Source organism: Martinezella dioscoreae, assembly GCF_009176305.1.
Taxonomy (GTDB): domain Bacteria; phylum Pseudomonadota; class Alphaproteobacteria; order Rhizobiales; family Rhizobiaceae; genus Rhizobium; species Rhizobium dioscoreae.
Window position 1 is genome coordinate 23,614 of the sequence record NZ_BLAJ01000013.1, and the last position, 13,943, is coordinate 37,556.

The following is a 13,943-nucleotide window of genomic DNA, read 5'->3' on the forward strand; positions in this document are numbered from 1 at the left end:
CATAGGCATTTCTTTGCAAGGCAGTTATGCGCCATGCGAAAAGCAGAGAGCTAAATTGATGCAATCTTCAGCAAGCGCGGCGAAAAGGAACGGTGATATTCATAAAGCAAAAGCGCCTGCTCAAGGGGAACAGGCGCTGACATAATTCAGCTTTATTAGGAGCCGGTGCGGCCGTTAGCGAGCGATCGCTGCGCGGGCAACGTTGCGGATTTCGCCGCGATCGATACCCAGATCATGCAGTTCGCGCGTGGACATACGGCCCAGTTCGGCGACCGTCTGACGATACTTGCGCCAGTTATTGAAAGAGCGTGCTACGTTCATGATGATCCCCTTTCCTTGGGCTTTCGAAGCTGAGCGGCCGTGCTTGGCGCTCCCGTCGCTTCGATGAGAAACATATAGTCGAAGCCCACAGGTTTTTGCAGAGCTAAGGGATCACTCCACCTATGCATCCATTGCATGGGTCGCCGAGAAAGCAGGCAATCTCACTCGCCAGCATGGCTTTTGTGATTTGCTGGTGACAGCGCCGTCTTTGTCTGCGAAAAGAAGAGAGATGAGAGACAGGGGCGTCCGCCATCCGGCGGGCTGAGAAGCACCCTTCGAACCTGAACCAGATCATGCTGGCGGAGGGAGTCGCTCGGGACCTCGTAAAGCACCAGCACGTCGTCCCTGTGCGTCTCGCCCGCCTGAAAGGGGCGATATGCAAGACCAGACAACTGCAGGCAATTTGCTTCGCACCATGCGGGCTAACCCTCCGCTGGTGCAATGCATCACCAATTTCGTCGCCATGAATATCGCGGCCAATGTGATGCTTGCCGCCGGGGCATCGCCGGCAATGGTACATGCCGAAGAGGAGGCCGGCGAGTTTGCCGCTATCTCCGGCGCGCTGACGATCAATATCGGCACGCTCTCGTCCGGCTGGCTTGCGGGCATGCTGAAGGCTGCCCGGTCGGCAAACGAGGCGGGCAAGCCCTGGGTCCTCGATCCCGTCGCCCATTATGCGACAGAGTTTCGTCGCAAGGCGGTAGCCCAATTGCTGGAGCTGCGGCCAGCGATTGTTCGCGGCAACGCGTCCGAGATCATCGCGCTTGCCGGCGGCACGAGCCGCGGCCAGGGCGTCGATAGCCGCGACGCCGTCGAACACGCGGAAGATTCCGCCCGGCAATTGGCAGGAAAGCATGGCTGCGTCGTTGCAGTTACCGGCGTTACGGATTTCGTGACCGACGGGCGGAGGGCAAAGCGCATCGCCGGCGGTTCGTCATTCATGCCGCAGGTGACGGCCCTCGGCTGCTCGCTGACCTGCCTCGTCGGCGCCTTTGCCGCAGCAATGCCGGATGATCCATTCGATGCCACCGTTGCGGCGCTCGCGGTCTTCGCTGTCGCCGGCGAACAAGCCGGAGCGGCCGCAGACGGGCCAGGCTCCTTTTCCTGGCGCTTCCTCGACGCCCTCGCCGGCCTTAGCCCGGAAGTGCTGGATCGCAATGCAGGAATATCGGCGGCATGAAAGACTTCGATCTCTCGCTCTATCTCGTCCTCGACCCGGTGCTGTGTGCCAACCTCGGCATGATTGAAACCACCCGTGCAGCCATTGCCGGCGGCGCAACCATCGTACAGCTGCGCGACAAGCATGCACCGACAGCCGCCATGATCGAGACGGGCCGCGCCCTCAAGCAAATCCTGCACGGAACAAATGTCCGGCTGATCGTCAACGACAATGTCGAGGCTGCCATCGCCATTGGCGCCGATGGCCTCCACATCGGACAGGAGGATATGAATGCCGCCGAAGCACGCCGCCTGATCGGGCCGGACATGATCCTCGGCCTCTCGGTGGAAACGGAAGCTCTCGCTTCCTCCATAGATCCCGGCATCGTCGACTATGCCGGGATCGGCCCGGTCTTTGCCACGCCCACCAAGCTCGATCACAAGCAGCCGATCGGCTTCGACGGGCTTGCCCGCATCGTCAGGCTATGCCCCGTTCCATCAGTCGCGATCGGCGGCCTCAAGGCAGAGCATGCCGCAAGCGTTTACTCGGCCGGAGCCGATGGTCTCGCGGTCGTCTCGGCCATATGCGGCCAACCGGACCCGCAAGCTGCGACAACTGTCATCGCGAACGCCATCAAGGAGGCTCGCCAATGATCCGCAATGTCTTATCTATCGCTGGCTCCGATCCCTCCGGCGGCGCTGGCATTCAAGCCGACCTGAAGGCTTTCTCCGCCCGCGGCGTTTATGGAATGGCAGCGCTGACTGCCTTGACCGCGCAAAACACGCAAGGCGTCACCGGCGTCCATCCGGTGCCTCCACATTTCGTGGCAGACCAGATCAATGCGATCTTTGCCGACGTCCATGTGGATGCCGTCAAGATCGGCATGATCGCCAATGCCGCCATCGCCAGTGCCGTCGCGGACATTCTGGCGCGACATCGCGATGTACCCGTCGTCCTCGACCCGGTCATGATCGCCAAGGGTGGCGCCGCCCTACTGGCTGCCGATGCCGTTGACGTGCTGACCACGCGGCTGCTGCCGCTGGCTACCGTCGTTACACCGAACCTGCCCGAAGCTGCTGCGCTGTTGCATGACGTGGAGGCGAAAAGCCGCGAAGACATGGCGCGTCAGGCGCTTGCTTTGGCCATGCTCGGGCCTTCGGCAGTCCTCGTCAAGGGTGGTCATCTCGAAGGGGATGAAAGCCCGGATGTGCTCGCAAGCGGCGATCATATAACCTGGTTCGAGGCCGAGCGGCTGCCGACCAAGAATACGCATGGAACAGGCTGCACGCTCTCCAGCGCTATCGCGGCAGAGATCGCCAAGGGCCTGTCGCTTCCCGAAGCTGTCGCCGTCGGCAAGACCTATCTCGCCACCGCGGTTGCTGCCGCAGGCCAGCTTTCCGTCGGAAGCGGCCACGGGCCTGTGCAGCATTTCCATGCGCTCTGGCCAAACAGACAAGGAGCAGAGAAATGAGCCTCTCACTCAAAGATCAGATTGTCATCGTTTCCGGTGCGGGACGCGGCCTTGGTGCTGCGATAGCGACGGCCTTCGCCCGGGAAGGTGCGAAAGTGGCGGTCAACTATCGCGCCAGCCGCGAGAGCGCGGAGGCGCTCGCAGCAAAGCTCGGCGATCATGCCAAGGCCTTTCAAGCCGATATTCGCGACCTCGACGACACCAAGCGGCTCGTCTTCGAGGTGACCGGGCATTTCGGCGTACCGACGACCATCGTCCACAATGCATTGGCTGATTTCAGCTTCAACGGTGACGCACGTTCGAAGCTGGATGCCTTGAGCTGGGCCGAGATGACCAGGCAGCTGGAAACCGCGCTGGAGGGCGCCTTGAACCTCATACAAGCGGCGCGGCCGGCGATGGCGCAGGCAGGCTTTGGACGGATTGTTACGATCGGTACCAATCTCTTCCAAAACCCCGTGGTGCCCTATCACGATTATACAGCCGCCAAGGCGGCATTGCTGTCGCTCACCCGCACGGCTGCCGCCGAACTCGGGCCACTGGGAATCACCGTCAACATGGTCTCCGGCGGCCTTCTGCGCACGACGGATGCAAGTGGCGCTACTCCGGAAGCTGTATTCGACATCATAGCCGCGAATACGCCGCTGCGCCGCGTCACCACGCCCCACGAGGTTGCCGATGCGGTTCTTTTCTTTGCAAGCCCCTGGGCACGGGCCGTTACCGGACAGAACCTGATCGTCGATGGCGGCCTGGTCTTCGGATAGTCGCTCCGCAACGAAAAAGGCGCTGCTCTCCAGAGCAGCGCCACCTTTTAAGTCCGCAGCACGCTAAAAGTCAGTTTGCTTAGGCCCAGCCCATGGTCAGTACGCCAAAAAGAATGACGGCGCCGAGCACGATTCGGTAGATGACGAAAGGCCAGGTCGAAAAGCGCTCCAGGAAGCGCATCAGCCCCCAGATGGTGATAAACGACGATATGCTGCCGACGATCAGGCCGACGAGCAGAACCGACCAGGCTTCCATCGGAATATGCGCCTTATGGAGCTCATACAGTTCCTTCAAGCCGGCGAGCGCAATGGCAGGCAAGCCGAGCAGGAAGGAGAATCGGGCGGCTTCCTCACGCTTCAATCCGAGGAAGAGCGCGCCGGTCAGCGTCGAACCAGAGCGAGAAACGCCGGGAACAAGCGCGCCGACCTGCGTGATGCCGACGAACAGAGCATCGATCAGCGTCATCTGCTCAATGTCTTTCCGATGGCGGCTGTAGAGTTCGGCGATCGCCAGCAACAAGCCCATGACCAGGCAGGCGATACCGATCACCCAAAGGCTGCGGAGAGAGGTGCCACAGGCATTCAGGGAGGATGACAGCAGCAGACCGGCGATCACGATCGGTACGGTCGCGATCACGATGGCGATCGCAAGCCGTATGGAGGGAGAACTCCAGTCCCTTTGCCTGATGGCATCGAGCGACCCAAATGTGACGTAACGAACGTCGCTCCAGAAATAGGAGACGATCGCGGCGAGTGCTGCTAGCTGCATCGTAGCCGAGAAGGCAGAACCGGGGTCCTGCCAGCCAAGCAAGGCCGGCACCAGGCGCATATGGGCAGTGGACGAAACCGGCAGCAGCTCGGTCAATCCCTGCACGATGCCCAGAATTGCAATCTTGGCATAGCCTAGGGCAACAAAGCCCGTATCCACGCCTTGCGTACAAACATCAGCCACGTTTTGATATCCTCAGTTGTTCATGGGGGCTTTGCACCGGAGTGGTGCGACGAACTAGCTGTGAAACTGGTTCCCGGTTTGAAATTGGCAACACCTAGTTAGGGCGTCGCCGATTTCGCATCGGGACAGGGCGAGGATATAGCCGCGCAGGCTGAACTCTATCTGAAATTGCCGGCTCGAATTTCGGGGTTTGGCGTATTTCTAGCCTTCATCATCCGGCAGCGCCTGCATGTAGCGGATCATGGTGTAGAAGCCTGCAAGGAGGATTAGGGCGCCTGCCGCATGATGCAGATTGTGCAGCAGCGCATGATGATGCCTGAGCAGAAGGCAGCTTAGATTGTAAAGTGTTACGGCCACTGCTGTCATCAGAGCGGCCAGGAAAAGCGCCATGTTTCGCTGAAAGAAATCAATCATCACGCACACCTCATTTGAATACCAATAGATTCCATAGGGATTTGGGAGGAATTACGACAGGGGGCATCCAGGCGCCGTGCCGGTGCGGGGGCGAGAACGGATGTTCATTTTGTGTAGAGCGCGCGCGATCTTTCCAGATGCTTGAGCATTGCCTGCTCGGCGCCATCTGCATCGTTTTCAGCCAGGCGCGCAAGGATTTCCTCATGTTCGACCAGGGTGAACTTTTCCTTGCCGGTCCAGATCAGCATGTCGGTGTGATAGGCTTTCAGCCATGCGAGCATCGCTTCGCTGACAGCCGCGAAGATCGGATTGCCAGAAATCTGAGCGATGCGCGTGTGGAACTGCATATCGGCAGAAATGAAGTCCTCCGCATGTCCGAGGGACGCGCGCTGCCGCTCGATGATCTCATTGAGATCGGCGACATCTTTCTTGCTCGCGCGCTGGGCCGCCTCGCGGGCCATGCCGCGCTCGAAGAAGATGCGGGCGCTTTTCAGCTGTTCGAGCGAATCGGAGGATTGCGACAACATGATCTTTGCGGTGAGGTCGACCTGCCGGAAGATCGACTTCGCCGTCAACTGAAGCACCTTGGCACGCTCGCCGTGGGAAATGTTGACCAGCCCCATATTGGCAAGTGCCTGCATGGCTTCGCGGATTGCCGGACGCCCCACACCGAAGCGTTCCATGAGAACACGCTCGGACGGCATCTCATCGCCAGGCTTGAGCTCTCCCGACGTGATCAACCGTTCCAATCGGTCGAATACTTCATCGGATAGCTTTCGACGTACAATTTGTTCGACTGGCTGGCTCATGGAATCCCGCTTTCCCAAAGCTTTTCCTCCCTTATGCATTTTTGGCCGCCATGGCGGAAGCCCATACGAGTCGCCTTATCTGCAACCGGACAAAAAAATCGTTGCAGAAGTTGGAATACTCATTATACCAGATCACCAGTTTGCGCCACGCGAAAAATCGTCGGCGAGAGGAGCATTCATCCACTCATGACCATCACCATCACCTACCGTATCGAAACGCCCGGCAGCATCGAGGCGATGGCTCGTAAGATCGCCAGCGATCAATCGACAGGCACCTTCGTCGCTGTGCCGGGCGAGACGGAAGAGCTCAAAGCGCGCGTGGCCGCCCGTGTCGTAGCGATCCGCCCCCTTGTCGACGCCGATCGCCCCACCTGGCCGGAGGTGGCCGAGGGCCATGGCCCGATCCATTGCGCCGATGTCGACATCGCCTTCCCGCTGGATGCCATCGGCACCGATCTTGCGGCGCTGATGACGATCGCGATCGGTGGCGTCTTCTCGATCAAGGGCATGACCGGCATCCGCATCGTCGATATGAAGCTGCCGGAGGCCTTCCGTGATGCGCATCCCGGCCCGCAATTCGGGGTTGCCGGCAGCTTGCGTCTCACCGGAGTCAGCGGTCGCCCGATCATCGGCACGATCGTCAAGCCTGCGCTCGGTCTTCGGCCAGAGGAAACGGCCGCGCTTGTCGGCGAGCTGATCGGCTCGGGCGTCGATTTCATCAAGGATGACGAGAAGCTGATGAGCCCGGCCTATTCGCCGCTCAAAGAGCGCGTCGAAGCCATCATGCCGCTGATCCTCGATCACGAGCAGAAGACGGGCAAGAAGGTCATGTATGCCTTCGGCATTTCGCATGCCGATCCCGATGAGATGATGCGCAACCACGATCTCGTGCTGAAGGCCGGCGGCAATTGCGCCGTCGTCAACATAAACTCTATCGGGTTCGGCGGCATGAGCTTCCTGCGCAAGCGCTCCAGCCTCGTCCTGCATGCGCATCGCAATGGTTGGGATGTGCTGACGCGCCATCCCGGCGCCGGCATGGATTTCAAGGTGTACCAGCAGTTCTGGCGCCTGCTCGGTGTCGACCAGTTCCAAATCAACGGCATCAGGGTCAAATATTGGGAACCGGACGATAGCTTCGTCGAATCCTTCAAGGCCATCAGTACGCCGCTCTTCGATCCCACAGACTGTCCGCTTCCTGTCGCCGGCTCCGGTCAATGGGGCGGCCAGGCGCCGGAAACCTACCAGCGCACCGGCCGGACAACGAACCTTCTCTATCTCTGCGGCGGCGGCATCGTCAGCCATCCCTTCGGACCGGCGGCCGGCGTTCGCGCCATCCAGCAGGCCTGGCAGGCAGCGGTTTCGGACATACCGCTTGCCGACTATGCGAGGGATCATCCGGAGCTTGCCGCCTCAATCGCAAAATTCAGTGACGGCAAGGACGCCTAACAGCAATGTCCAACCTTCTTCTCAGCTATTACGGCGACGATTTCACCGGCTCCACCGACGTCATGGAGGCGCTTGCCTCAAATGGCGTGCCGACGGCTCTCTTCCTCGGCATTCCAGGTGAAGCCATGCTGGAGCGGTTCAAGGATTGCCGCGCCATCGGCATTGCCGGCACCAGCCGCAGCGAAACGCCGCAATGGATGGATGAGCATCTGACGCCTGCAATCGAATGGCTAAAGAGCCTCGATGCCGCGATATGCCATTACAAGGTCTGCTCGACCTTCGATTCCAGTCCCGTCATCGGCAACATCGGCAAGGCGATCGAGATCGGCAAAGCGCTCTTTGCACAACCCGTCGTGCCCGTTGTGGTCGGAGCGCCGCAGCTGAAACGCTACACCGCTTTCGGCCACCTTTTCGCGGCCTACCAAGGCGAAGTCTTTCGCATCGACCGGCATCCGGTCATGAGCCGGCATCCCGTTACGCCAATGGATGAGGCCGATCTCACCTTGCATCTGAGCAGGCAGACGTCCCTCCCCGTCAGCCTCGCCGATCTCATCACGATCCAGGCAGCCGATGCCGATGCGCGGCTCGATGCTCTGGCGAGAGGCAAGGAGGGTGTCCTGCTGCTTGATGTCGACGGTCCGGAAACCCAGGCTGCCGCAGGACATCAGCTGTGGCGCCTTGCAGGCAAAGGCAATGCTTTTGTCGCAGGCTCGTCCGGTGTCGAATATGCCCTTCTCAATGCCTGGCGCAACGAAGGTTTGATCGGAGAAAAGCCGGAGTTTGCTCCTCCCGGCAAGGTCGACCGCCTCGCGGTCGTCTCCGGCAGCGTATCGCCGACGACCGAACGGCAAATCCGGCGTGCCACAGCCGGCGGTTTTGACGGCATCGATCTCGATCCCTTGGCTCTTCTCGGCGAAAATGGCGAGCAGGCGTTGGACGCCGCGGTCACCGCGGGCGTGGCCAGCCTCAAGGCCGGACGCAGCGTCATTCTTCATACGGCTCTCGGCCCATCCGCCGACCGCGGCGGCGATATCGATCGCATTCCCGGCGCCCGGCATCGTCTCGGCCAGGTTCTCGGCACGATCCTGCGACGTCTGATCGAGCAGGAAAACCTCGGCCGCGCCGTCATTGCCGGCGGTGACACGTCGAGCCACGCGCTTAGGGAATTGCGCGTCGAGGCCCTGACGACGCTCTTGCCATTGCCGCAGACACCGGGCTCGCCGCTTTGCACCGCGCATGGCAGCCACGCGTCCACCAACGGCCTGCAGATCGCGCTGAAAGGCGGGCAGGTCGGCACCGACGATTACTTCGCGCAGATCCGCGACGGGAGGGGATCATAGCTGCGGCATTATTCGGCATGATGTTGGCATACTCATTGACTCATCATACCACTTGCGATACCACACATTGAAAGTGAACGAGGTACTAAGATGACTGCAATTGCTCTTTTCGGCGCCGGCGGCAAAATGGGCTACCGGCTCGCCAAGAACCTGAAAGGCTCGCGCTTCGATGTGCGCCATGTCGAGGTCAGCGATGCCGGCAAGGCCCGCCTGAAGGATGACCTTTCCATCGATTGCGTCTCCGTCGATGCCGCACTGGACGGCGCAGACGTCGTGATCCTAGCAGTACCGGATACCGCGATCGACAAGGTTGCCGCCGGCATCGTCGATAAGCTGAAGCCCGACACGATGGTTGTCGCGCTCGACGCCGCCGCCCCCTTTGCAGGCCATCTGCCGCAGCGCGAGGACCTCACCTATTTCGTCACTCATCCCTGCCATCCGCCGATTTTCAACGACGAGACCGACATGCAGGCCAAGAAGGACCATTTCGGCGGCCTCTTTGCCAAGCAGCATATCGTTTCGGCACTGATGCAAGGTCCGGAAAGCGCCTATGCGCTCGGCGAGGAAATCGCCAAGGTCATCTGGGCGCCGGTCATGCGTTCGCACCGGGTCACCGTCGAGCAGATGGCGATGCTGGAGCCGGGCCTTTCAGAAACGGTCTGCGCCTCGCTGCTCGTCGTCATGCGTCAGGCTATGGATGAGTGCGTCGCCCGCGGCGTTCCGGCGGAAGCCGCCCGCGACTTCCTGCTCGGCCACATGAACGTGCTCGGCGCGGTCATCTTCAAGGAAGTCGACGGCGTGTTCTCCGACGCCTGCAACAAGGCGATCGAATTCGGCATTCCTGCCCTCATGCGCGACGACTGGAAGAAGGTTTTCGAGCCGCAGGAGATCGCAGAAAGCATCCGTCGCATCACCTGATCGACGTCCCCCGGGAGGGCAATGCCCTCCCCTTGCTGCCCTGCCGGGAACAGGGCCTGTTTCATAACTGGGAGGAGACCATGAAACTGACACGCAGACTGACACTTGCAGCCTTTACCGCCGCACTAGCGCTGGGCACGGCGATGCCGGCCTTCGCGGCCGACCTAATCGCCATCATCACGCCGGCCTTCGACAATCCATTCTTCAAGGCAGAGGCCGTCGGCGCCGAAGCCAAGGCGAAGGAGCTGGGCTACGACACGCTCGTCATGACACATGACGACGATGCCAATAAGCAATCGGAAGTCATCGACACAGCGATCGGCCGCGGCGCCAAAGCCATCATCCTCGACAATGCCGGTGCGGATGCGACGGTCGCCGCCTTGAAGAAGGCCAAGGATGCGGGCATCCCCTCCTTCCTCATCGATCGCGAAATCAACGTCACCGGCATCGCCGTCGCCCAGATCGTTTCCAATAATTACCAGGGCGCACAGCTCGGCGCCCAGGAATTCGTCAAGCTGATGGGCGAGAAAGGCAACTATGCCGAACTCGTCGGCCGCGAAGCCGATACCAATGCCGGTATCCGCTCGCAGGGTTATCACGACGTCATCGACGACTATCCCGACCTGAAGCTGGTCGCCAAGCAGTCGGCGAACTGGAGCCAGACCGAAGCCTATGCCAAGATGGAAACCATCCTGCAGGCAAATCCTGACATCAAGGGCGTGATCTCGGGCAACGACACTATGGCGATGGGCGCGATTGCAGCGCTGCAGGCTGCCGGCCGCAAGGATGTGATCGTCGTCGGCTTCGATGGCTCGAACGATGTGCGCGACTCCATCAAAGCGGGCGGCATCAAGGCGACGGTCATGCAGCCGGCTTACGCCCAGGCCCAGAAGGCGGTCGAACAGGCCGACGCCTATATCAAGAACAAGACGGCGCCGAAGGATGAGAAGCAATTGATGGATTGCGTCCTCATCAATGCCGACAACGCCGACAAGCTCGAAACCTTCGCACTGAAGAACTGATGGCGGACCACTAAGTGGGAGGGCGCGGAACCGCGCTCTCCCGATGTCTTTCCTGCGAGATCGAGGTGCATTGCATGTTGAGGACCAGAGGCGCGCTCGTGGCCCTTGTTTTGGCGGCGGCATTGCCCGGCTGCAAGATTATCAAAACGCCGACGCCCGAGGAGAAGGCGGCAGCGGCGGCAAAGAGTGCCTTCGACCCCGCAGCCAAGGTGGAGGCGATCTGGCAACCCCAGGCACTGCCCGCTATTGAGAAGCGCGCGGGTGACATTAAGACGGTGCTGCAAGCCATAGCCGCCAATCCGGACGATGCCGGCGCAAAATACGGAAACCCGCGAAAACAGGCTTCATCGCCGTGGACTTATGCCCTCAAACTGAGCGGCAAGATCGTGGCTGCCGACACAGCCTCTCGCGCCGGAACCCTCGACGTCGATGTGGATGGCGACGGCAAGGCGGACGCGAAGGTGCAGATCGGCCCTGCGATCCGCGGCACGGCGCTACGCGACGCTCTGGATTTCCTGGACTTCAACGAATTCAGGAACCAGATCGAGTGGGCTCAATTCGGCAAAGCCTTCAATGAGAAGGCAAACTCGTCCTTTCTGGCAGCTATGCCTCGCAACGAGCTGATTGGAAAGACGATCACCGTAACGGGCGCGTTTCCGCTGCCCCCATCCGGCCAGCTTCCCCTGATCACGCCTTCAGCCTTGACATTGGGGCAATGACCATGAGCAGAACCCCAAGCAACGACATCATCCTGCGCCTGGAGGACGTTTCCAAGGTCTATTCCGGCATCGTCGCCGTCAGGCACGCCAACCTCGAGCTGCACCGCGGCGCGGTCAATGTGCTCGTCGGCGAAAACGGTGCCGGCAAATCTACCCTGATGAAAATCATCGCCGGCGTCGAACGGCCGACTTCGGGCCGCATCCTGCTCGAGGGCGAGGAAGTCTCCTTCGGCAGCCCGGCTGACGCACAGGCCCGCGGAATCGGCATGATCTTCCAGGAGCTCAATCTCTTCGTCAACATGACGGTGGCCGAGAACATCTTCGCCACGCGCGAAATCACCCGCGGCATCTTTGGTATCGATCATAAGGCACAGATCGAAAGGGCCAACGCGTTTCTGGATCGGCTCGATGCCGGCATAGGCGCCGAAACCATGGTGGAGGATCTGCCGATCGGGCAGCAGCAGCTCGTCGAGATCGCCAAGGCCATATCGCTTGACGCCCGTATCCTCATCATGGACGAGCCGACATCGGCGCTATCAGCGGCAGAAGTCGACATTCTGTTCAAGGTCATTGCGGAACTGAAGGCACAAGGCGTCGCGATCGTCTATATCTCGCACCGGCTCGAAGAGCTGATGCGGATCGGCGACTACATCACCGTGCTGCGCGACGGGCAGATCACCGGTCAGGCGATGGTTCGTGATATCGATACGAAATGGATCGTCCGCTCGATGATCGGATCGGATGCCAAGGACTTCGCCAGGGACGGCGGCCATGCGATCGGCAAAGAAGCCTTCCGTGCCGAGGAGATCAGCCTGCCGCGGCGCACGGGCGGCCTTGCCGTCGATCATGTCTCGTTATCGGTGCGCGCCGGCGAAATCCTCGGCATCTACGGCCTGATGGGTGCCGGGCGTAGCGAATTCTTCGAATGTGTGATGGGCCGGCATATGCACTCGACCGGGCGGATCTACATCGATGGGGTCGAGGTTCGCGCCCGCGACACCACCCGGCGCATCCGGCAAGGCCTGGCATTGATCCCCGAGGACCGTCAGCGCGAGGGACTGGTGCAGGTCCTGTCCATCGCCAGCAATTTAACGCTTGCGAGCCTCAGCCGCTTCGCCCGGCTGTTTTTCCATATCGATCCGGGTGCCGAAAAGAACGCCATTCGCGAGATGATCCGCGATCTCTCGATCAAGGCGCCCAATCCAGATTTCGAGGTCACCTCCATGTCCGGCGGCAACCAGCAGAAGGTCGTCATCGGCAAAGCGCTGATGACCGATCCGAAGGTGCTTTTGATGGATGAGCCGAGCCGCGGCATCGATGTCGGCGCCAAGGCCGACGTCTTCCGCACCATGCGTAGGCTCGCCGGCAAGGGTCTGGCAATCTTGTTTTCAACATCGGACCTTGAAGAGGTCATGGCACTTTCGGACCGCATCGCAGTGCTCAGCAACGGCAAGCTCGTGACCGTTCTCGACCGAAGCGAAGCGACGGAAGAGGCCATCATCGCGGCATCCGCCAAGGGACATGGACATACAGGGAAACTCGCGTCATGACCGCAGACACGTCCTCCGCCTTTGCGACCAATCGCTCGAACGGCTCCGTTCTCTTGACGCTGATGAAGCTCAGGACCTTCATCGCGCTGTTTGCCGTCGTCATCTTCTTTGCGATCTTTGCACCGAACTTCACCTCGACCGCCAACATCATCCTGATGTCGAAGCATGTCGCGCTCAACGCCTTTCTCGCCATGGGCATGACCTTCGTGATCGTCACCGGCGGGATCGATCTATCGGTAGGCTCAATTGTCGGCCTCTGCGGCATGGTGGCAGGCGCTCTTATCCTCAACGGCGTCGAACTGCCGATCGGCTATACCGTTTACTTCAACATCTACGAGATCATTCTCATCACGCTGGCCGTCGGGCTACTGATCGGGCTCATCAACGGCCTGCTCATCACCAAGCTCAACGTCGCACCCTTCATCGCCACGCTCGGAACGCTCTATATCGCCCGCGGCCTCGCGCTCCTGTCGTCCGACGGGCAGACCTTTCCGAACCTGGTGGGCCGACCGGAATACGATACGACAGGCTTCGATGTCTTCGGCGCCGGCCGCATGCTTGGTCTGCCCGTTTCCATCTGGATCCTGATCATACTGGCGCTACTCGCCGCCTATGTCGCCCGCTCGACACCGATCGGCCGGCACATTTTCGCCGTCGGCGGAAACGAGCGCGCTGCGCGCATGTCAGGCATCCGCGTCGATGTGGTCAAGATTTTCGTCTATATGTTCTCGGGGCTCTGCGCTGCCATCGTCGGCATTGTCATATCGTCGGAGCTGATGGCGGCGCATCCGGCGACCGGCGAAAGCTTCGAGCTGAACGCGATCGCGGCAGCGGTGCTCGGCGGCACCTCTATGTCAGGCGGCCGCGGCACCATAGGCGGCACGATCATCGGCGCCTTCGTCATCGGCATCCTTTCGGATGGTCTCGTGATGATGGGCGTCTCATCCTTCTGGCAGATGGTCATCAAAGGATTGGTCATCATCATCGCTGTTGTCGTGGATCAGGCGCAGCGGCGCCTCCAGCAGCGCGTAACTCTCATGCAAATGGCAAAGGCAGGCTGA

The 13,943-nt window shown here is 60.6% G+C and carries 15 protein-coding genes and 1 riboswitch; of the genes, 11 read left to right on the forward strand and 4 right to left on the reverse strand.

What is annotated here, in order from left to right:
* Positions 1-174: 174 nt before the first annotated feature.
* Positions 175-321, reverse strand: a complete 147-nt coding sequence (locus tag GDN47_RS28225) for a DUF1127 domain-containing protein (protein ID WP_015342994.1) — start codon at positions 319-321, stop codon at positions 175-177.
* A gap of 228 nt (positions 322-549) precedes the next feature.
* Positions 550-646, forward strand: a riboswitch (TPP riboswitch).
* Positions 647-697: 51 nt separating this feature from the next.
* Here GDN47_RS28225 and thiM point away from each other — a divergent pair.
* Genes thiM through GDN47_RS28245 form a run of 4 tightly spaced genes read left to right on the forward strand, consistent with a single transcriptional unit; the run spans position 698 to position 3,712 of the window.
* Entirely contained in the window at positions 698-1,501 is an 804-nt protein-coding gene (gene thiM, locus GDN47_RS28230; RefSeq protein ID WP_152094707.1) for a hydroxyethylthiazole kinase, read from the forward strand.
* Positions 1,498-2,133 carry a thiamine phosphate synthase gene (gene thiE / locus GDN47_RS28235; protein ID WP_152094708.1) on the forward strand — a complete coding sequence of 212 codons (636 nt, stop codon included), beginning with the start codon at positions 1,498-1,500 and terminating at the stop codon, positions 2,131-2,133. The genes thiM and thiE overlap by 4 nt, the downstream gene beginning before the upstream one ends.
* Entirely contained in the window at positions 2,130-2,951 is an 822-nt protein-coding gene (gene thiD, locus GDN47_RS28240; protein WP_152094709.1) for a bifunctional hydroxymethylpyrimidine kinase/phosphomethylpyrimidine kinase, read from the forward strand. The genes thiE and thiD overlap by 4 nt, the downstream gene beginning before the upstream one ends.
* Positions 2,948-3,712 carry a 3-oxoacyl-ACP reductase gene (locus GDN47_RS28245; protein ID WP_113351129.1) on the forward strand — a complete coding sequence of 255 codons (765 nt, stop codon included), beginning with the start codon at positions 2,948-2,950 and terminating at the stop codon, positions 3,710-3,712. The genes thiD and GDN47_RS28245 overlap by 4 nt, the downstream gene beginning before the upstream one ends.
* Positions 3,713-3,791: 79 nt before the next feature.
* Here GDN47_RS28245 and GDN47_RS28250 read toward each other — a convergent pair whose 3' ends face one another.
* From GDN47_RS28250 to GDN47_RS28260, 3 genes are all read right to left on the reverse strand, one after another.
* Positions 3,792-4,664: an undecaprenyl-diphosphate phosphatase gene (locus GDN47_RS28250; RefSeq protein ID WP_113351128.1), complete on the reverse strand. Its 873-nt coding sequence runs from the start codon at positions 4,662-4,664 to the stop codon at positions 3,792-3,794.
* Between the two features lie 201 nt (positions 4,665-4,865).
* Complete coding sequence (locus GDN47_RS28255) at positions 4,866-5,078, reverse strand: hypothetical protein (RefSeq protein ID WP_152094710.1); 213 nt, start codon at positions 5,076-5,078, stop codon at positions 4,866-4,868.
* Between the two features lie 104 nt (positions 5,079-5,182).
* Complete coding sequence (locus tag GDN47_RS28260; RefSeq protein ID WP_069615499.1) at positions 5,183-5,887, reverse strand: transcriptional regulator NanR; 705 nt, start codon at positions 5,885-5,887, stop codon at positions 5,183-5,185.
* A 186-nt stretch (positions 5,888-6,073) separates the two neighbouring features.
* On the opposite strand from GDN47_RS28260, the gene oiaX reads away from it, so the two are divergent.
* From oiaX to GDN47_RS28295, 7 genes are all read left to right on the forward strand, one after another.
* A complete protein-coding gene (gene oiaX, locus GDN47_RS28265; RefSeq protein WP_113332703.1) occupies positions 6,074-7,333 on the forward strand; it encodes a 3-oxo-isoapionate-4-phosphate decarboxylase OiaX in 1,260 nt (419 codons plus the stop codon).
* Positions 7,334-7,338: 5 nt separating this feature from the next.
* Positions 7,339-8,673: a four-carbon acid sugar kinase family protein gene (locus tag GDN47_RS28270; protein WP_152094711.1), complete on the forward strand. Its 1,335-nt coding sequence runs from the start codon at positions 7,339-7,341 to the stop codon at positions 8,671-8,673.
* 90 nt (positions 8,674-8,763) lie between these two features.
* Entirely contained in the window at positions 8,764-9,591 is an 828-nt protein-coding gene (locus GDN47_RS28275) for a phosphogluconate dehydrogenase C-terminal domain-containing protein (RefSeq protein ID WP_152094712.1), read from the forward strand.
* Between the two features lie 80 nt (positions 9,592-9,671).
* Entirely contained in the window at positions 9,672-10,613 is a 942-nt protein-coding gene (locus tag GDN47_RS28280) for a D-ribose ABC transporter substrate-binding protein (RefSeq protein ID WP_113351124.1), read from the forward strand.
* Positions 10,614-10,687: 74 nt separating this feature from the next.
* On the forward strand, positions 10,688-11,332 hold the full coding sequence (locus GDN47_RS28285) for a DUF2291 family protein (protein ID WP_152094713.1): 645 nt from the start codon (positions 10,688-10,690) through the stop codon (positions 11,330-11,332).
* The gene (locus tag GDN47_RS28290; protein WP_152094714.1) at positions 11,329-12,882 is read left to right on the forward strand and encodes a sugar ABC transporter ATP-binding protein; all 1,554 of its coding nucleotides are present in this window, start codon (positions 11,329-11,331) and stop codon (positions 12,880-12,882) included. The genes GDN47_RS28285 and GDN47_RS28290 overlap by 4 nt, the downstream gene beginning before the upstream one ends.
* Positions 12,879-13,943 (forward strand): ABC transporter permease, encoded by a 1,065-nt coding sequence (locus GDN47_RS28295; RefSeq protein WP_113351121.1) that lies wholly within the window; start codon positions 12,879-12,881, stop codon positions 13,941-13,943. Before GDN47_RS28290 ends, GDN47_RS28295 begins: the two co-directional genes overlap by 4 nt.

Bases quoted from the DNA above. Each gene is read 5' to 3' on its own strand.
- GDN47_RS28280 (WP_113351124.1), top strand. From the start codon at position 9,672: ATGAAACTGACACGCAGACTGACACTTGCAGCCTTTACCGCCGCACTA.
- thiM (WP_152094707.1), top strand. From the start codon at position 698: ATGCAAGACCAGACAACTGCAGGCAATTTGCTTCGCACCATGCGGGCT.
- GDN47_RS28270 (WP_152094711.1), top strand. From the start codon at position 7,339: ATGTCCAACCTTCTTCTCAGCTATTACGGCGACGATTTCACCGGCTCC.
- thiD (WP_152094709.1), top strand. From the start codon at position 2,130: ATGATCCGCAATGTCTTATCTATCGCTGGCTCCGATCCCTCCGGCGGC.
- oiaX (WP_113332703.1), top strand. From the start codon at position 6,074: ATGACCATCACCATCACCTACCGTATCGAAACGCCCGGCAGCATCGAG.
- GDN47_RS28260 (WP_069615499.1), bottom strand. From the start codon at position 5,887: ATGAGCCAGCCAGTCGAACAAATTGTACGTCGAAAGCTATCCGATGAA.
- GDN47_RS28275 (WP_152094712.1), top strand. From the start codon at position 8,764: ATGACTGCAATTGCTCTTTTCGGCGCCGGCGGCAAAATGGGCTACCGG.
- GDN47_RS28285 (WP_152094713.1), top strand. From the start codon at position 10,688: ATGTTGAGGACCAGAGGCGCGCTCGTGGCCCTTGTTTTGGCGGCGGCA.
- thiE (WP_152094708.1), top strand. From the start codon at position 1,498: ATGAAAGACTTCGATCTCTCGCTCTATCTCGTCCTCGACCCGGTGCTG.
- GDN47_RS28290 (WP_152094714.1), top strand. From the start codon at position 11,329: ATGACCATGAGCAGAACCCCAAGCAACGACATCATCCTGCGCCTGGAG.
- GDN47_RS28255 (WP_152094710.1), bottom strand. From the start codon at position 5,078: ATGATTGATTTCTTTCAGCGAAACATGGCGCTTTTCCTGGCCGCTCTG.
- GDN47_RS28225 (WP_015342994.1), bottom strand. From the start codon at position 321: ATGAACGTAGCACGCTCTTTCAATAACTGGCGCAAGTATCGTCAGACG.
- GDN47_RS28295 (WP_113351121.1), top strand. From the start codon at position 12,879: ATGACCGCAGACACGTCCTCCGCCTTTGCGACCAATCGCTCGAACGGC.
- GDN47_RS28245 (WP_113351129.1), top strand. From the start codon at position 2,948: ATGAGCCTCTCACTCAAAGATCAGATTGTCATCGTTTCCGGTGCGGGA.